This window comes from Paracoccus niistensis (assembly GCF_042432925.1).
In the GTDB taxonomy this organism is placed as follows: domain Bacteria; phylum Pseudomonadota; class Alphaproteobacteria; order Rhodobacterales; family Rhodobacteraceae; genus Paracoccus; species Paracoccus niistensis.
In genome coordinates this window covers 375419-393391 of record NZ_JBHLWE010000017.1, presented here as the reverse complement: position 1 = coordinate 393391, position 17973 = coordinate 375419, and the positions used below count along the sequence as shown (strand labels likewise).

Below are 17973 nucleotides of genomic sequence, written 5' to 3'. Positions count from 1 at the left end.
AATTCAGGCCTCCGCTCGTTCTGCGCCTTCGCGTATCGCCTGTCGCAGCCTGCGTTCAAGGGCCTCTCGCTTCGCGGCCTGGGTCAGCTTCAGCCCGAAGGCGTCCTTGACGTAGAAGCTGTCCACCACCTGCGCGCCATAGGTTGCGATCACGGCGCTGACGATCTGGATGTGGTTGGCGGCCAGCGTCCGCGTCAGGTCGTAAAGCAGGCCGGGCCGGTCGCGGGCGTCCACCTCGATGATCGTGTGGATGTCCGAGCCCTCGTTGTCGAAGGTGATGTGGGTCGGGAAGCGGAAGGCGCGGTCGCGCTTCTTGGGCTTGTCGCGCTCGGTCAGGGCGTCGCGCGGCACGACCTCGCCTGCCAGCGTGCGGAAGATCATGCGCTTGAGCTGGGGCAGGCGGTCAGCGGAATAGGGCTTTCCCTCGGCGTCCTGCACCCAGAAGACGGCGGTCGCATAGCCGTCGCGCGTGGTGTAGGTGCGCGCGTCCACGACATTGGCGCCGACCAGCGCCAGCGCCCCTGCCAGACGCGAGAACAGCCCCGGGTGGTCCGCCATGACAAAGGCCGCCCGTGTCGCGTCGCGCCGCAGGTCGGGGTCGAGGTCCATGCGGATCTCGTCGGCGGTGATGTCCTTCAGAAGCCGGGCGAAGACCTGCTGCGTGTCCGTGGGCAGCCCTTGCCAGTAGCTGTCGTAATGGCGCTTGGTTTCGGCCCTGATGTCGGCGGGAGGCCAGCCCTGGGCGACCAGAAGGTGGCGCAGGCTGCGCCGGGCCTCGTCCACCCGCTGCTCGCGGTTGACGTCCTCGAACCCGTTTTCCAGCAGGTCCGCCGTTTGCCGGTGCAGCTTGCGCAGCAGCTCGGCCTTCCAGTTGTTCCAGGTGGTGGGGCCGACCCCGCGGATGTCGCAGACGGTCAGCACCGTCAGCAGGTCCAGCCTGCGCCGCGTCCGCACGGCCTTGGCGAAGTCGCGCAGCGTGCGCGGGTCCGAGATGTCGCGCTTCTGCGCCACGTCGGACATGACCAGGTGGTTGCGGATCAGCCATTCCACAAGCTGCACCTGAACGGGCGTCAGCCCCAGCCGCTGGCAGACGCGCCGGGCGATCTGCGCGCCGATGATGGAATGGTCCTCGGGCCGGCCCTTGCCGATGTCGTGCAGCAGGGTGGCAAGATAGATGACCGTGCGGTCCAGCTTTCCTTCGGCCATGATGGCGCTGACGATGGGCAGGTCCTCGACCAGCTCGCCCCGCTCGATCTGGGCCAGCGCCGCCACGCACTGGATCAGGTGCTCGTCCACCGTGTAGTGGTGATAGACGTTGAACTGCATCATGGCGACAATGCGTTCAAATTCCGGGATATAGGCGCCCAGCACGCCCAGCTCGTTCATCCGCCGCAGCGCGCGTTCGGGGTTTCCGTGCTTCAGCAGCAGGTCCAGGAAGATGCGCGCGGCCTCGGGGTCAGAGCGCACCTGATCGTCGATGCGGTGCAGGTTCTGCGCGACCAGCCGCATCGCCTCGGGATGGATCAGGATGCCGCTGCGCAGCGCTTCCTCGAACAGCCGCAGGATGTTCAGCGGATCGGCGAAGAAGGCCCGGGGGTCGGCGATGGCCAGCCGCCCGGTTTCCACCTTGAAGCCCGCCGCAACCCGCGGGCGGCGGAAGCGTTCCAGCAGGGGTGCGCGATACAGGTGGCGCTGTTCCAGACCGGTCAGGAAGACGCGGGTCAGCTCGCCCACCTTTGTCGCGTGGCGGAAATAGTCCTGCATGAAGATCTCGACGCCGCGCCGCCCGCCCGCGTCGCGGTATCCCATGCGCGCCGCCACCTCGAGCTGCATGTCGAAGCTGAGCTTTTCCACGGCCCGGCCCGCCGCCAGGTGCATGTGGCAGCGCACGGCCCACAGGAAATCCTCGGCCGCCCAGAAGGTGGTGTGCTCGGCCCGCGTGAAATGGCCGAGATCCACCAGCTCGATCGCCCGGTCCACCTGATGGATGTATTTCGCGATCCAGTAGAGGGTCTGAAGGTCGCGCAGTCCGCCTTTCCCCTCCTTGACGTTGGGCTCCAGCACATAGCGCCGGCCGCCCTGTCGGCGGTGGCGGTCCTCGCGCTCTTCCAGCTTGGCCTCGATGAACTGGGGCACGGTGCGGGCGAACAGCTCGGGCCAGAGCCGCTCGCGCAGGGACTGCGCCAGCACGGCATCGCCGCAGACAAGCCGGTGTTCCAGCAGGCTGGTGCGGATCACCATGTCGGCCTCGGCCAGGCGGATGCATTCGTCCACGGACCGCGTGGCCTGGCCCACCTTCAGCTTGAGGTCCCAAAGCATGTAGAGCATCGACTCGACGACGCTTTCGATCCAGCCGGTGGGCTTCCATGGCAGCAGGAACAGCAGGTCGATGTCGGAATGCGGCGCCATCTCGCCGCGCCCGTAGCCGCCGACGGCCAGCACGGCCAGTCGCTCGCCCTCGGTGGGGGACAGGTTCGGATGCAGGCAGTTCGTCGCCACGTGATGGATGGCCCGCACCGTGGCATCGGTCAGCTGGGCGATGGCGCGGACCGTTTCGCGCCCCTTGCGGGGGTGGGTGGCAAGTCCCGCGACGATGTCGGCCATGGCCTCGGCCCGCGCGGCGGCCAGCCAGGCGACGGTGCGGGCGCGGATCTCGCGCGGGTCCGCCAGCCCCTTCAGCTCGGCGGCCAGGGCGGCAATCGCCGTGTCGCCGTCGAACAACGGATGCGCCCCGGGCAGGGCCGGGGCGCTCTGGACCGGGCGGAAAGCCGGGTCGTTCTCGTCGTCGGGTCGCACCAGGGTCAGAGCCCGGCCCCGCGGAAGCTGGCGCGGGGGGCGTCGATGATGACAAGCTGGCCGTTCCGCAGCGTGGCGACCGCCAGCTGGCGCTGGTTGCTGCCGTCGGGCAGCAGGCGGAAGGCGCCCTGGATGCCCGCGAAGCCGCCGCCGTGGGTCAGCCCGGCGGTCGTCACCGCATTGCTGCGGCCCGCCCGGACCGAGGCCGCCACGGCCGAGACCCCGTCATAGGCGAGCGTCGCGAATTCATGCGGCGTTTCGCCGAAGGCCGCCTGGTAGCGGCGGTTGAACTCGGCGATGCGGGGCAGATCGGGGACGGCGAACCAGCCGTTCTGCATCTGCGGCAGGCGGGCGCGGTCGCCGGGCACGTCCCAGCGCGTCAGCCCCATCAGCTGGATGGACTGGCTGCTCAGGCCCACGTTGGCCAGCGCGCCCGTGATCTCGGGCAGGACGGCGGTGTTGTTGCCGGTCAGGAAGATCGCCTGCGCCTGGTTGGCGGCGGCGGCCTGGGCAATGGTGGGGGCGATGCGGTCCATCTCGGCCCGGCTTGGCCCGTGGCCCGTCTTTCCAACCAGCGTGGCACGGTTGCGGGCAATGGCGCCCTCGATCGCGGCGCCGCCGATCTGGCCTGCCACGTCTGTCTCGTGCACGATCAGGAAGCGGCGCAGGCCTTGGGAAACGCCGTAGGACACCAGCCGGTTCGCGGTGTTCGAGAAGGTGTTGCCCAGCACGAACAGGTTGCCGCCCGCGATGTCGGCGTTGTTCGAGAAGGACAGCACGTTCACCCGTCCCCGCACGGCATTGCCGACCGCGTTGGCCGATTCCGCGTGCAGGGGACCCACGATGATCTTCGCACCCTCGGACACCGCCCGGTTCGCCTCGCGCACGGCAAGGCCCGCGTCATCGCCCGTCTCGTAGACGCGCAGGTCGATCCGCGCGCCCTGCGCATCGGCCACGGCCATCCGCGCCGCATTCGCCATGGAGCGCGCCATGTACTCGTAATTCGGGTCCCCCGATCCGCCCGGCACCAGCAGCGCCACCTGGACAGGCTGAGAAGGGTCGATCGTGGGCCCCGTCTGCGGTCCCGCGGCCTGTTGCTCGACGGGTTCGCAGGCGGCCAGGGCGGCGGCGGCCACCAAGGCGGCCACGCGCATCAGCGGACGCCGCCAGCCCGCGGGGCCAAGGCGCAGGGGAATGGAGAGCATGGGTGATTCCCTTGTTCTGGGGTGCCGGTTCCGGCGGAAGGGTAGCCACAGACCCCCCGGCGTGGCAACCTGACGGACCGGCAGGCGAAGGGAACGGCAGGATGGACATGGATGACGACGGACCCGGTCCGGCAGAGGGCGCGCGGGTGCTTGCGGCCTCGGTGCTGGCGGCAAGGCTCGACCCCGGGCTCTACCTCGTCGCCACGCCCATCGGGACGGCGCGCGACATCACCCTGCGGGCGCTGGACGTGCTGAACGCGGCCGACCTGCTGGCGGCCGAGGACACGCGCACCCTGCGCCACCTGATGTCGATCCACGGCATTCCCCTGCGCGGGCGGCGCATCCTGGCCTATCACGATCACAATGCCGACCGGGCCCGCCCGGCGATCCTGTCGGCGATCGGGGCGGGGCAGGCGGTCGCCTATTGCTCGGACGCGGGCACGCCGCTGGTGGCCGATCCGGGCTTCCGGCTGTCGCGCGACGTGGCGCAGGCGGGCGGGCGCGTCCATGCTGTTCCCGGCGCCTCGGCGCTGCTGGCGGCGCTGACGGTCGCGGGGCTGCCCACGGACCGCTTCCTTTTCGCGGGCTTTGCGCCCTCGCAGAAGGGCGCGCGGCGGCGCTGGCTGGAAACCCAGGCGCGGCTGGACGCGACAGTGGTGATCTTTGAAAGCCCACGGCGCGTTAAGGATATGTTGAGAGATCTGTGCGAGATCGACGAGGAACGTGATATCGCGGTCTGCAGGGAGCTGACCAAGAAGTTCGAGGAAGTGCTGCGCGGAACCGCCCGTTCCGTGATGGAGACGATCCCCGAGGAGGGGCTGCGGGGCGAGATCGTGGTGGTCATGGCGCCGGGCGGCGCCGTGGTGGCGGATGACGATGCCGTGCGCGCGGCGCTGGCCGAGCGGGCGGGGCGGATGAGCCTGCGGGATGCGGCGGCCGAGGTCGCGGCGGCGGCGGGGCGCCCGCGCAAGGACGTGTATCGCATGGCGCTGGCCATGCAGGAGGAGCGGGACAATGACGATCATGCCCTGGATTGAGGCGGGACGGCCCGCGCCGCGGCGGCCTTCGCATTCCCGCGTCGCCCGCGGCGTCGCCGCCCATGCAAGCGGTCACGCGGCCGAGCGGCGGGTGGCCGAGCATTACGCTGAGCGCGGCTGCGAGATCCTGGAGCGCTGCTGGCGCAGCCCCGCCGGAGAGGTCGACCTGATCCTGCGCGACGGCGAGGCGGTCGTCTTCGTAGAGGTCAAGAAATCCGAAACCCATGACATCGCCGCCCAGCGCATCTCGCGCCGGCAGATGGACCGGATCTGCCAAGCGGCTCTGCTGTATACCGATCGGTTGCCCACGGGCGGGCTGACCGAGTTGCGCTTCGACGCGGCGCTGGTGGATGCGGACGGCCGGGTCCAGATCGTGGAGAACGCCTTCGGCCTGAACTGACCGCCCGGCTTGCATCGCCCCTTGGCGCGGGCCAGAACCGGAGCCGAGTTCAAATCCAGCCCGGAGCCGACGATGCCCCTCAAGGTCGCCCTGCAGATGGACCCGATCGAGAATGTCTCGATCTCGGCCGATTCCACCTTCCGGCTGGGGCTCGAGGCCGAGGCGCGGGGACACAGCCTGTTTCAGTACACGCCAGACGGGCTGATCTTCGACGAGGGAAAGCTGTTCGCCCGCGGTCGCGACGTCAGCCTGCGGCGGGAACAGGGCAACCACGTCAGCTTCGGAGAATGGCGCACGGCGGAACTGGCCGAGTTCGACGTGGTCTGGTTGCGCCAGGACCCGCCCTTCGACATGGGCTATGTCACGACCACGCATCTTCTGGACCGTGTCCACCCGGAGGTGCTGGTGGTCAACGATCCCTTCTGGGTGCGCAACTCGCCCGAGAAGCTTTTCGTGCTGGACTTCCCCGAGCTGACGCCGCCCACGATGATCGCCCGCGACGTCGAGGCGATCCGCGCCTTCCGCCAGCGCCATGACGAGATCATCATCAAGCCGCTTTACGGCAACGGCGGCGCGGGCGTCTTCCACCTGCCGCAGGCTGACGCGAACCTGTCGGCGCTGCTCGAACTTTTCGGCGGCATCAACCGCGAGCCGGTGATCGTGCAGAAATACCTGCCCGCCGTGATCAAGGGCGACAAGCGCGTCATATTGGTGGACGGCGAGCCGGTCGGCGCCATCAACCGCATCCCCGCCCAAGGTGAGGCGCGGTCCAACATGCATGTCGGCGGCCGCCCCGAGAAGGTCGGCCTGACCGAACGCGAGCGCGAGATCTGCGCCACCATCGGCCCGGTCCTGCGCGAGAAGGGCCTGATCTTCGTCGGCATCGACGTGATCGACGGCTGGCTGACCGAGATCAACGTGACCTCCCCTACCGGCATTCAGGAACTCGAGCGCTTCGACGGCATCAACGCCGCCGCCCTGATCTGGGAGGCCATCGAGCGCCGCCGCGCCGCCCAGGGCTGAGGACGAACGAAGTACCCAAGTTCCGACGGGTCAGGCGCGGATCGCGCCTGACCCTTTTGCTTTCCGACAAGCCGCAACATCACCGTTGACAGAACGATCGAACCGTTCCAAAAGCATTGGAACGGTCCAAATGGAGGATGCGGATGCGTTGGGGCCTGATCGGGGCGAGCAACATCGCCGCCACGCAGATGATCGATGCCATCCGGTCAAGCGGGGGAGAGATCGCCTCGGTCCTGTCGGGCGATAGCCGTCGCGGGCAGGACTTTGCCGCGCAGCATGGGATCGCAGCCAGCACCACGGAACTCGACAGCCTGCTGGACGGGGTGGACGCGGTCTACATCTCGACCACCAATGAAAAGCACTTCCCGCAGGCCATGGCGGCCATCTCGGCGGGCAAGCATGTGCTCTGCGAAAAGCCGCTCGCGATGAACGTGGCGGATGCCGTGACGATGGTCGCAGCCGCCCGTCAGGCAGGGCTGGTCTTCGGCACCAACCACCATCTGCGCAACGCGGGCAGCCACCTTGCCATTCGCGACGCCATCCGCGCAGGCCGGATCGGGCGCGTGCAGAGCGTCCGTGTCTTTCACGCGGTCCAGCTTCCTGCCCATCTGCAGGGCTGGCGCATCGACAATCCGGCTGCGGGCGGCGGGGTGATCCCCGATATCGTCGTCCATGATGCCGACACCGTCCGCTTCCACCTGGGCGAGAACCCGGCCGAGGTCGTGGCCATGACCGCCGACGCGGGCCTGGGCGCTGGGGTCGAGGACAACGTCATGTCCGTCTGGTCGATGCCTTCGGGCGCGCAGGTCATGGCCCATGAAAGCTTCACCCATGGCTTCGCGGGCACGGGAATCGAGATCCACGGCACCGAGGGCTCGATCTTCGCCCGCAACGTCATGACCGGCCGCCCGGTGGGCGAGGTCATGCTGGTCACGGAAGCGGGCGCCGAGGCAATCCCCTTCGAGGACCACAACCTTTACCACCGCAGCGTCCGCCTGTTCACCGGGGCTGCGCAGGGGCAGGGCCGCCCGGCGGCGGATGGCGAGGACGGCATCCGCTCGCTTGCCGTGGCGCTGGCCGTGGCCGAGGCTGCCCGCACCGGGCGCCGCACCCCTGTCGATTACGGAGGGATCTGATGGCCCGGATCGTTTCCGCCGCCGAGGCCGTGGCGCAGATCGGGGATGGCGCGGTCGTCACCGTCTCCTCCTCTTCGGCACTGGGCTGTCCCGACGCGGTGCTGGCCGCATTGGGCGAGCGGTTCCGCGCCGAAGGCCATCCGCGCGGACTGACCACGCTGCATCCCATCGCGGCGGGGGACATGTATGGCGTCAAGGGCATGGACCACCTGGCGCAGGACGGGCTGCTCGTCCGGGTGCTGGCAGGCTCCTACCCCTCGGGACCGTCCTCGCTGCCGATGCCCGAGATCTGGCGCATGGCCGTGGAGAACCGGGTCAAGGCCTACAACGTGCCTTCGGGGATCATGTTCGACATGCACCGCGACGTGGCCGCGCGCCGTCCGGGCGTGCTGACGCAGGTGGGGCTGGATACCTTTGTCGATCCTGTCCGGCAGGGCTGCGCCATGAACGAGGCCGCCGCGGCCGAGCCCATCGTTCATAGGCAGGACTTCGGCGGGCAGACCTGGCTGCATTTCCCCAACATCGTGCCCGACGTCTGCATCCTGCGCGCCACCACCGCCGACGAGAACGGCAACCTGACCTATGAGCACGAGGGCGCCTATCTGGGCGGGCTCGACCAGGCCATCGCCACGCGCAACCACCGCGGGCTGGTGATCGCACAGGTCAAGCGGGTGACGGCGGCAGGCTCGCTGCGGCCCCATGACGTCCATGTGCCGGGCCATCTGGTGGACCTGGTCGTGGTCGCGCCCGACCAGTGGCAAACGACCGAGACGCCCTATGACCCCGCCATCTCGGGCGAGATCATGCGCCCCTGGTCCAGCTTCGCCCTGGCCGAGCATGGGGTCGAGAAGGTCATCGCCCGCCGCGCCGCGATGGAACTGCGGCGGGGCCAGACGGCGAACCTTGGATTCGGCATCTCGGCGCTGGTTCCCCGCGTCCTGCTGGAAGCGGGCGAGCCGCAGGCTGTCACCTGGGCCATCGAGCAGGGCGCCGTGGGGGGGATGCCACTGACCGGCTTTGCCTTTGGTTGCGCGTCCAACGCCTTCGGCTTCGTGCCCTCGCCCAACCAGTTCACCTATTTCCAGGGCGGCGGCTTCGACATGTCCTTCCTGTCCTTCCTGGAAGTGGACCGGCAGGGCAACGTGAACGTGTCCAAGCTGGGCAAGAAGCCCTATCTGACCGCCGGCTGCGGCGGCTTCGTGGACATCACGGCCAACGCCCGCAAGCTGGTCTTTTCCGGCTTCTTTGAAGCCGCGGCCGAGCTGGACCTGTCGCCCTCGGGCCTGCGGGTGACGAAACCCGGCCGCTTCACCAAGATGGTGGACGAGGTCGAGCATGTGACCTTCTCGGGGAGGCGCGCGCTCGAACTGGGCCAGGACGTCCTTTACGTTACCGAGCGCTGCGTCATGCGCCTGACGCCCGAGGGCCTGGCCGCCGTCGAGATCATGCCGGGGATGGAGCCCGAGCGCGACATCGTGACCGCCTCGCAGGGCCGCGTCCGCATCGCTCCTGACGCGCGCACCATGCCGCTGTCGCTGCTGGCCGAGGGCCCCATGGAGTTGGCGCTGTGAGTGCCGTGCATCTGGAGATCGAGAATGGCATCGCCATGCTGCGGCTGGACAACCCCGCGCGGCTGAACGCCTTCACGCCCGCGATGCTGGAACAACTGGCCGCGCATTGCGAGGCGCTGGACCGGGACAGCGCCGTGCGGGCCGTCCTGCTGACCGCAGAGGGCGAACGCGCCTTCTGCGCGGGCGCCGACATCGGGGCCTGGGCCGGTATTCCTCCGGCCGAGTTCGCGCGCCTCTGGGTGCGGGGCGGACATCGCATCTTCGACCGGCTGGCGCGGCTGCCCATGCCGACGGTGGCCGTGATCCGGGCCCATGCCTTTGGCGGCGGGCTGGAGCTGGCCGCCGCTTGCGATCTGCGGGTCATGGCGCCCGGCGCGACCCTCGCCCTGCCGGAAACGCAGGTCGGCATCGTGCCGGGCTGGTCGGGCACGCAGCGGCTGGCCCGCCTGATCCCCGAGCCGCTGCTGAAGGAAATGGCGCTGTTCGGGCGCCGGTTGACCGCCGAACGCGCCCATGCGGCAGGCTTCGTGGCCGAGGTCGCGGAAGACCCGCTGGCCGCCGCGCAGGCGATCGCGGGCAAGCTGCTGGAAACTTCGCCGCGCGCCACCGAGGTCGCGAAATACATGATCCACGCCGCCGCGGGCGAGGATCGGGACGCCATGATCGAGGCGCTGGGGTCCGGCATGATCGCCGCCAGCGCCGACAGGGCCGAGGGAGTCGCCGCCTTCGCCGCCAAGCGCAAGCCCGTCTTTCCGGGGACATGAGATGACCGAGCACACCCTGATCGCAGGCCCCGCCACCCCCGTCGCACTGGAGCCCCGGACCAACCGCCACCTGATCGGCGGCGAATGGGTGGACAGCGCCGACGGCGCAAGGTTCGACCGCCTGTCGCCCTCGCACGGGATGCTGGTCAGCCGTTCCGCCAAAGGCGGCGCGGCCGAGACCGAGGCTGCCATCGCCACCGCTCGCGCGGCGTTCGATGGGGACGACTGGCGCTTCCTTCCGGGCAGGCAGCGCGCGACCCTGCTGAACCGCGTGGCCGAGCTGATCGACCGGGACCGCGAGCGTATTGCCCGCATCGAGGTGCTGGAATCCGGCAAGCCCATTACCCAGGCGCTGGCCGAGATCGAGGGCGCGGCCGACCTGTGGCGCTATGCGGCGGCCCTGGCGCGGACAGTCCATGGCGACAGCCACAACAGCCTCGGCCCCGACATGCTGGGCGTCGTGCTCAAGGAGCCCATCGGCACCGTTGGCATCATCACGCCCTGGAACTTCCCCTTCCTGATCGTCTGCCAGAAGCTGCCCTTCGCGCTGGCCGCGGGCTGCACGGCGGTGGTGAAGCCCTCGGAGTTGACCCCTTCGACCACCGTGATCCTGGGCGAGTTGCTGATGGAAGCGGGCCTGCCCGCGGGCGTCGTCAACATCGTGCTGGGCCACGGCGAGCCGGTGGGCGCGGCCTTGTCCAGCCATCCGGGCGTGGACATGGTGTCCTTCACTGGCTCGACCGCCGTGGGCAAGCGCATCGTCGCGGCGGGTTCGGGGACGCTGAAGAAGGTCTTGCTGGAACTGGGCGGCAAGAACCCGCAGGTGGTCTTTCCCGACGCGGACCTTGATGCTGCCGCCGACGCCATCGCCTTCGGCGTTTATTTCAACGCGGGCGAATGCTGCAACTCGGGCAGCCGCATCATCGTGCACGAGGACGTGGCCGAGGATCTGGTCGCCCGCGTGGCCGCGCTGTCCCGCCGCGTGCCCTTCGGCGACCCGCTGAACCCGGCGACGCAGGTGGGGGCCATCATCTCGGACGACCACCTTGCCAGGATCGACGGCCATGTGCGGGCCGCGCGCGAGGCGGGGGCGCGGGTGGTGATCGGGGGCGGCGTGCTGACGGTGCCGGGCCTCGACGGCCGCTTCTATGTGCCGACCGTGATCGCGGACGTGACCCCCGGCATGGCGGTCGCGCGCGAGGAGGTCTTCGGCCCCGTCCTGTCGGTCCTGACCTTCCGTGCCGAGGACGAGGCGATCCGCCTTGCCAACGACGCCAGCTACGGCCTGTCGGCGGGCGTCTGGAGCCGCGATGTCCACACCTGCCTGAACTTCGCCCGCCGCGTGTCGGCCGGGACGGTCTGGACGAATACATGGATGGACGGCTTTGCGGAAATGCCGTTCGGTGGCATGAAGGAAAGCGGCCAGGGGAGGGAGCTTGGCCGCTACGGGTTGGAGGAGTTCCTGGAGGTCAAGACCGTCCAGATGCGCGTCGCGCGGGGGCGGAGCCTCTGGGTCGATAACGGCTGACAAGGCCGGTTTGCGCAGGGGGAGGAACGAATGCGCGTCTTGAACAGACTGATGATGTCGGCGGCCCTGGTGGTCGCCTCGGCGGGGGCGGCCTCGGCTGCCGAGGTCGAGGTGCTGCACTGGTGGACCTCGGGCGGCGAGGCCGCGGCGCTGAACGTGCTGAAGCAGGACCTGGAGGGGCAGGGTATCACCTGGCGCGACATGCCGGTCGCGGGTGGCGGCGGCGAGGCCGCGATGACCGCGCTGCGCGCCCGCGTGACGGCAGGCGACGCGCCGACCGCCGTGCAGGTGCTGGGCTTCGACCTGCTGGACTGGACCGAACAGGGCGACGTGCTGGCGAACCTCGACGAGGTCGCGCAGGCGGGCAACTGGGACGCGGTGATCCCGGCGGCGCTGCAGCGGTTTTCCAAGCCCGGCGACCACTGGGTCGCCGCGCCGGTGAACGTGCATTCGACGAACTGGGTCTGGGCCAACAAGGCCGTGCTGGACGAACTGGGCATCAGTCAGCCCACGACCTGGGACGAGTTCATCGCCGCGCTGCAGAAGGCCAAGGACGGGGGCAAGGTCGCGCTGGCCCATGGCGGGCAGCCCTGGCAGGAGGCCACGATCTTCGACAGCGCCGTGCTGGCGTCGGGCGGGCCCGAGTTCTACCAGAAGTCGATGATCGACCTCGACCCCGAGGCGCTGGGCTCGGATCAGATGGTCGCGGCCTTCGACAAGATGGAACAGCTGCGCGGCTTCGTGGACGACAACTTCTCGGGCCGCGACTGGAACCTGGCCAGCGCCATGGTCATCAACGGCGAGGCCGCCTTCCAGATCATGGGCGACTGGGCCAAGGGCGAGTTCCTGAACGCGGGCAAGCAGCCGGGGACCGACTTCCTGTGCTTCCGGGTTCCGGGCACGGACGGCGTGGTCACCTTCAACAGCGACCAGTTCATGATGTTCAGGCAGGACGACCCCGAGGCCACCAAGGCGCAGATGGCCATGGCGGCGGCGATCGAGTCGCCCGAGTTCCAGGTGGCCTTCAACACGGTCAAGGGCTCGGTCCCCGCGCGCAGCGCCGCGCCCGACACCGAGTTCGACGACTGCGGCAAGAAGGGCATGGCCGACTTGAAGGCCGCGTCCGAGGCGGGCACGCTGCTGGGGTCCATGGGCCACGGCCATGCCAACCCGGCCGCCGTGAAGAACGCGATGTATGACGTCATCACCGCGCATTTCAACGGCGAATACGACAGCCGGCAGGCCGCCGAGGAACTGGTGAACGCGGTCGAGGGCGCGCAGTAAACCACCGGCGCGGGGCCCGCGCGGCCCCGCCCTTTCCGCCGCGGGAGGGCGCGGCGGTCCATCCGGGAGGAAACTCATGTCCGCAGAAGCCATGCCCGCGGCGGCAAGCCGCGCGGATCTGCGCGGGCGCTTGCAGGACTGGCTGCCGAGGCTGGTGCTGTCGCCCTCGGTCGCGGCAATGCTGGTCTTCGTCTACGGCTTCATCGCCTATTCGGTCTTTCTGTCCTTCACCGGCTCGAAGATGCTGCCCAGCTACGACTGGGTGGGCTTCGACAACTACCGGCGCCTGTTCGGCCTGTCGGCCTGGACCACGGCGCTGGTGAACCTCGGGATCTTCGCGAGCCTGTATATCCTGATCTCGATCGCCATCGGCCTGATGCTGGCGATCTTCCTGGACCAGAAGATCCGCGCCGAGGGCACCCTGCGCGCGATCTACCTGTATCCGATGGCGCTGAGCTTCATCGTCACCGGCACCGCCTGGAAGTGGCTTCTGGACCCCGGCATCGGGATCGAGAACACGATGCATCTGTGGGGCTGGGAAAGCTTCCGCTTCGACTGGATCAAGGACCGCGACATGGCGATCTACACGCTGGTGATCGCGGCGGTCTGGCAGTCCTCGGGCTTCGTCATGGCGATGTTCCTGGCGGGCCTGCGCGGCATCGACAACGAGATCCTGAAGGCCGCGCAGATCGACGGGGCCTCGAACCTCAGCCTGTATCGCCGTATCGTCATCCCGCTGCTGCGGCCCGCGTTCCTGTCGGCCTTCGTCATCCTCGCGCATCTGGCGATCAAGTCCTATGACCTGGTGATCGCGCTGACGGGCGGGGGGCCGGGGCGGGCGACCGAGCTGCCCGCGACCTTCATGTATTCCTATACCTTCACCCGCAACCAGATGGGCGTGGGCGCGGCCAGCGCCGTGATCATGCTGATGGGCGTGGCCTCGGTGATCGTGCCCTACATCTACGCCGAGATGCGGCAGGGAGAGGAGCGATGAGCGTCGCCACCCAGGGCTCTGCCGTCCGCACGGGCCGCGTCGGCCGTGCGCTGATTGTCACGGTGCTGATCTTCTTCGCGCTGTTCTACCTGCTGCCGCTGGGCGTCATGCTGATCAACAGCCTCAAGCCGCTGCCCGAGATCACGGGCGGCAACATGATGGCCCTGCCGCGCGAACCCACGATGGACCCCTGGCGCTCGGCCTGGTCCACGGCGCAGATCGGGGTGCAGGCGACGGGGCTGAGGCCCTATTTCCTGAACTCGATCCTGATGGTCGTGCCCGCCGTCGCCATCTCGACCATGCTGGGGGCGCTGAACGGTTATGTCCTGACCAAGTGGCGCTTTCCGGGGCACCGCTGGGTCTTCGGGCTTCTGCTGTTTTCCTGCTTCATCCCCTTCCAGATCGTGCTGATCCCGATGGCGCGTCTGCTGGGGCTGATGGGTCTGGCGGGGTCGCTGCCGGGGCTGATCCTCGTGCATGTCGTCTACGGGATCGGCTTCTCGACGCTTTACTTCCGCAACTACTATGCCGCCTTCCCGACCGAGCTTGTGCGCGCGGCCATGATCGACGGGGCGGGGTTCTTCCGCATCTTCTGGCGCATCATGCTGCCGGTGTCGGGACCCATCGCCGTCGTCTGCATCATCTGGCAGTTCACCAACATCTGGAACGACTTCCTGTTCGGCGTGTCCTTCGCGGGGCTGGATGCGATGCCGATGACGGTGGCGCTGAACAACCTCGTGCAGTCCTCGACGGGCGTGCGGGAATACAACGTCCACTTCGCGGCCGCGATCCTGGCCGCGCTGCCGACGCTGCTGGTTTACATCGTCGCGGGCCGCTATTTCGTGCGTGGCCTGATGGCGGGTTCCGTGAAGGGCTGACCCATGGGCTTTCTCGATATCGACAACGTCACCAAGTCCTATGGCACGGTCGAGGTGCTGCACCGCGTGGACATCTCGGTGGGCGAGGGCGAGTTCCTTGTCCTCGTCGGCCCCTCGGGCTGCGGGAAATCGACGCTGCTGAACATGATCGCGGGTCTCGAGGAGATCACCTCGGGGACGATCTCGATCAACGGGCGGGTGGTGAACGACGTCCACCCCTCGCGCCGCAACATCGCGATGGTGTTTCAGAGCTACGCGCTTTACCCCAACATGACCGTGGGCCAGAACATGACCTTCGGGCTTGAGATGCACGGCGTTCCCAAGGCGGAACGCGAGCGCGCGCTGAAGGACGTGGCCCAGCTTCTGCAAATCGGCCACCTGCTGGACCGCAAGCCGGGGCAGCTGTCGGGCGGCCAGCGCCAGCGGGTCGCGATGGGACGGGCGCTGGTGCGCGACCCCGACGTGTTCCTGTTCGACGAACCGCTGTCGAACCTCGACGCGAAACTTCGCGTGGACATGCGGACCGAGATCAAGAAGCTCCACCACCGCCTGGGCCGCACCACCGTCTATGTCACCCACGACCAGATCGAGGCGCTGACGCTGTCCACCCGCATCGCCGTGATGAACAAGGGCCACGTCCAGCAACTGGGCACGCCGCGGGAAATCTATGACCGCCCGGCCAACACCTTTGTCGCCAGCTTCATGGGCAACCCGTCCATGAACCTGATGCCCGCCCGCATTGTCGTCCACAACGGCGCGCCGCACGCCCAGGTCACGCTGGAGGGCGCCTCGCAGAAGCTGCTGCGGCTGGGCCAGCCCGCGCTGGCCGCCCAGGACGGGCGTGAGGTGATCCTGGGCCTGCGCCCCGAGGCGATCACCGACGAGGGCGGCGCCGACCGCAGTGCGCAGCTGGTCGAGCAGGTGGACCACGTGGTGTCCGTGGTGGAACCGGCGGGCGCGGACACCTTTGCAGCCTTCACGATCGGCGGGCGCGACGTGGTGGCGCGGCTGCGTGCCAATTCGCAGCCCCGCGTGGGAGCGCAGTTTCCCTTCCGGCTGAACATGGACAAGGCCGTGGTCTTCGATCCCCGGACCGAAGCGCGGATCGGGGACTGAGGAATGGATGCCGACATCATCATCGTGGGCTCGGGCATCGGCGGGGCGACGGCGGCGGCGGCGCTGGCGCCTTCGGGGCGGCGCATCCTGATCCTGGAACGCGGCGAACGGCTGGCCGACGCGCCCCATTGCCGCGACCCGCAGGCGATCTTCCGCGATGGCCGCTTCCGGCCCGAGGAAAGCTGGCTCGACGGCGAGGGCCAGCCCTTCAACCCCGGCAACTATTACTACGTCGGCGGCAATTCAAAGTTCTACGGCGCGGTGCTGATCCGCTATCGCGCGCAGGATTTCCGCCCGATCCGCCACATGGGCGGGACCACGCCCGGCTGGCCGGTCAGCTACGAGGAATACGAATCCTGGTATGCCCGCGCCGAGGCCATGTTCCAGGTGCGCGGCACCACGGACGATCCGACCGACCCGCCGCGCTCGACCCCCTTTCCGCATCCGCCCGTGCCCGACGAGCCCGAGATCGCAGACTTGCGCGCGCGTCTGCGTCGGATCGGGCTGCACCCCTCGCACCTGCCGCTGGGAGTGGATCTTGACCGCTGGTTGGAACGTGCCAAGACGCCGTGGGACGCATTCCCTGATACGACCGGCGCCAAGATGGACGCCGAGTCCATCGGCATCGCGCAGGCGCTGGCGCATCCGAACGTCACGCTGCTGACCGGCACGCGGGTCACTGCCTTGGAAGCCGATGGCAACCGCGTCACTGCCCTGCGGCTGGCGGACGGACGTCGGCTGACGACGGGGACGGTGGTCCTGGCTGCGGGCGCAGTGAACACGGCGGCGCTGCTGCTGTCCTCGGGCTCCGAGGCGCATCCGAGGGGGCTCGCCAACCGCTCGGACCAGGTCGGGCGGAACTTCATGAACCACAATGCCTCGGCCGTGCTGGCGGTGCATCCCTGGCGCAGGAACCGCTCGGTCTACCAGAAGACGCTGATGATCAACGACTACTACCTGACCGGCGGCCCGAACGGAGAGCCCCTGGGCAACGTGCAGATGCTGGGCCGCGTGTCGGGGCCGATCCTCGCCGCGACCTCGGGCCTGCCCCGGCGTGCCGCGCACTGGATCGCGGACCACGCGCTGGACCTTTACGCCATGTCCGAGGACCTGCCCTCGCCCGACAGCCGCGTGACGGTCGAGAACAGCCGCATCCGGCTGGACTGGCGTCGGTCCAACTGGGAGGCGCATCTGGCGCTGGTGTCGCGGCTCAAGCGCGACCTGCGGCGGGCGGGCTTTCCGCTGGTGCTGTCGCGGGCCTTCGACCGGCGCACACCCTCGCACCAGTGCGGGACGGCGCGGATGGGGCTGGACCCGGCGGCCAGCGTGGTGGACCCCTGGGGCCGGGCGCATGACCATCCGAACCTGTTCCTCGCGGATGCGAGCGTCCTGCCGACCTCGGCCGCCGTGAACCCCGCGTTGACCGTCGCGGCGCACGCGCTGCGCGTCGCCCACCACATCAACGAAGGGGCGGGGGCATGAGCCGCGTGGCCCTGGTCACGGGCGGCCAGCAGGGCATCGGCCTCGGCATCGCCACGGCGCTGGCGGACGCAGGCTGGACCGTCGCGCTGGCGTCCGAGCGGGCGGAGGACGATCCCGCCGTCGCCGCCGCGCTGCGGACCCTGCCAGACGCGCGCTACTTCCGCCACGACCTTGCGGACATCGCCGCAGCGCCCGAGTTGGTCGAGCGGGTCGAGACCGCGCTGGGTCCCATCACCACCTTCGTGTCGAACGCGGGCGTCCCGGCGCTGTCGCGGGGCGACATGCTGGAGATGTCTGCGGACAGCTTCGATCTTGTCATGGGCGTGAACCTGCGTGGCGGCTTCTTCCTGGCGCAGGCCGTGGCGCGGCGGATGCTGGCGATGCCCGCCCGGGATTATCGTGCGATGATCTTCGTGACCTCGGTCAGCGCGGAACTCGTGTCGGTCGAGCGGGCCGAATACTGCATCTCGAAGGCCGCGGCCTCGATGATGACCCGGCTCTACGCGGCGCGGCTCGCCCCCCACTGCATCGGCGTCTTCGAACTGCGCCCCGGCATCATCCGCACCGCCATGACGGAAGGGGTCGCCACAAAATACGACGCCCGCATCGCGCAGGGCCTTGTTCCCGCAGGCCGCTGGGGCGCGCCCGCCGACATCGGCGCGGCCGTCCTGCCGCTGGCGCAGGGGGCGATGGCTTTCTCGACCGGCGCCGTCATCCCGGTCGATGGCGGCCTGTCGCTGCACCGTTTGTGAAGGGACG

The 17973-nt window shown here is 69.0% G+C and carries 15 protein-coding genes; 13 read left to right on the top strand and 2 right to left on the bottom strand.

What is annotated here, in order from left to right; genetic code table 11:
• Positions 1–3: 3 nt before the first annotated feature.
• Both ACFFII_RS06130 and ACFFII_RS06125 read right to left on the bottom strand, forming a co-directional pair.
• The gene (locus ACFFII_RS06130) at positions 4–2796 is read right to left on the bottom strand and encodes a [protein-PII] uridylyltransferase (protein WP_377698004.1); all 2793 of its coding nucleotides are present in this window, start codon (positions 2794–2796) and stop codon (positions 4–6) included.
• A gap of 5 nt (positions 2797–2801) precedes the next feature.
• Entirely contained in the window at positions 2802–4001 is a 1200-nt protein-coding gene (locus ACFFII_RS06125; RefSeq protein WP_377698003.1) for a penicillin-binding protein activator, read from the bottom strand.
• 107 nt (positions 4002–4108) lie between these two features.
• On the opposite strand from ACFFII_RS06125, the gene rsmI reads away from it, so the two are divergent.
• The 13 genes from rsmI (at position 4109) to ACFFII_RS06060 (ending at position 17966) form a co-directional block, all read left to right on the top strand.
• The gene (gene rsmI, locus ACFFII_RS06120; protein ID WP_377698002.1) at positions 4109–5038 is read left to right on the top strand and encodes a 16S rRNA (cytidine(1402)-2'-O)-methyltransferase; all 930 of its coding nucleotides are present in this window, start codon (positions 4109–4111) and stop codon (positions 5036–5038) included.
• Positions 5016–5438: a YraN family protein gene (locus tag ACFFII_RS06115; protein WP_377698001.1), complete on the top strand. Its 423-nt coding sequence runs from the start codon at positions 5016–5018 to the stop codon at positions 5436–5438. Before rsmI ends, ACFFII_RS06115 begins: the two co-directional genes overlap by 23 nt.
• Before the next feature lie 72 nt (positions 5439–5510).
• Positions 5511–6461, top strand: coding sequence for a glutathione synthase (gshB, locus tag ACFFII_RS06110; RefSeq protein ID WP_377698000.1), 951 nt, complete (start codon positions 5511–5513; stop codon positions 6459–6461).
• Between the two features lie 143 nt (positions 6462–6604).
• Entirely contained in the window at positions 6605–7597 is a 993-nt protein-coding gene (locus ACFFII_RS06105) for a Gfo/Idh/MocA family protein (protein ID WP_377697999.1), read from the top strand.
• Positions 7597–9168, top strand: a complete 1572-nt coding sequence (locus tag ACFFII_RS06100) for an acyl CoA:acetate/3-ketoacid CoA transferase (protein ID WP_377697998.1) — start codon at positions 7597–7599, stop codon at positions 9166–9168. The genes ACFFII_RS06105 and ACFFII_RS06100 overlap by 1 nt, the downstream gene beginning before the upstream one ends.
• Positions 9165–9932 (top strand): enoyl-CoA hydratase/isomerase family protein, encoded by a 768-nt coding sequence (locus ACFFII_RS06095; RefSeq protein WP_377697997.1) that lies wholly within the window; start codon positions 9165–9167, stop codon positions 9930–9932. The genes ACFFII_RS06100 and ACFFII_RS06095 overlap by 4 nt, the downstream gene beginning before the upstream one ends.
• Before the next feature lies 1 nt (position 9933).
• Positions 9934–11460 carry an aldehyde dehydrogenase family protein gene (locus ACFFII_RS06090; protein WP_377697996.1) on the top strand — a complete coding sequence of 509 codons (1527 nt, stop codon included), beginning with the start codon at positions 9934–9936 and terminating at the stop codon, positions 11458–11460.
• A gap of 30 nt (positions 11461–11490) precedes the next feature.
• Positions 11491–12744, top strand: coding sequence for an ABC transporter substrate-binding protein (locus tag ACFFII_RS06085; protein ID WP_377697995.1), 1254 nt, complete (start codon positions 11491–11493; stop codon positions 12742–12744).
• Between the two features lie 76 nt (positions 12745–12820).
• Positions 12821–13738, top strand: coding sequence for a carbohydrate ABC transporter permease (locus ACFFII_RS06080; protein WP_377697994.1), 918 nt, complete (start codon positions 12821–12823; stop codon positions 13736–13738).
• Positions 13735–14616, top strand: a complete 882-nt coding sequence (locus tag ACFFII_RS06075; RefSeq protein ID WP_377697993.1) for a carbohydrate ABC transporter permease — start codon at positions 13735–13737, stop codon at positions 14614–14616. The genes ACFFII_RS06080 and ACFFII_RS06075 overlap by 4 nt, the downstream gene beginning before the upstream one ends.
• 3 nt (positions 14617–14619) lie before the next feature.
• Complete coding sequence (locus tag ACFFII_RS06070) at positions 14620–15732, top strand: ABC transporter ATP-binding protein (RefSeq protein WP_377697992.1); 1113 nt, start codon at positions 14620–14622, stop codon at positions 15730–15732.
• A gap of 3 nt (positions 15733–15735) precedes the next feature.
• Entirely contained in the window at positions 15736–17214 is a 1479-nt protein-coding gene (locus ACFFII_RS06065; protein ID WP_377697991.1) for an FAD-dependent oxidoreductase, read from the top strand.
• Positions 17211–17966 carry a 3-ketoacyl-ACP reductase gene (locus ACFFII_RS06060; RefSeq protein WP_377697989.1) on the top strand — a complete coding sequence of 252 codons (756 nt, stop codon included), beginning with the start codon at positions 17211–17213 and terminating at the stop codon, positions 17964–17966. Before ACFFII_RS06065 ends, ACFFII_RS06060 begins: the two co-directional genes overlap by 4 nt.
• The last annotated feature ends 7 nt before the right edge of the window (positions 17967–17973 follow it).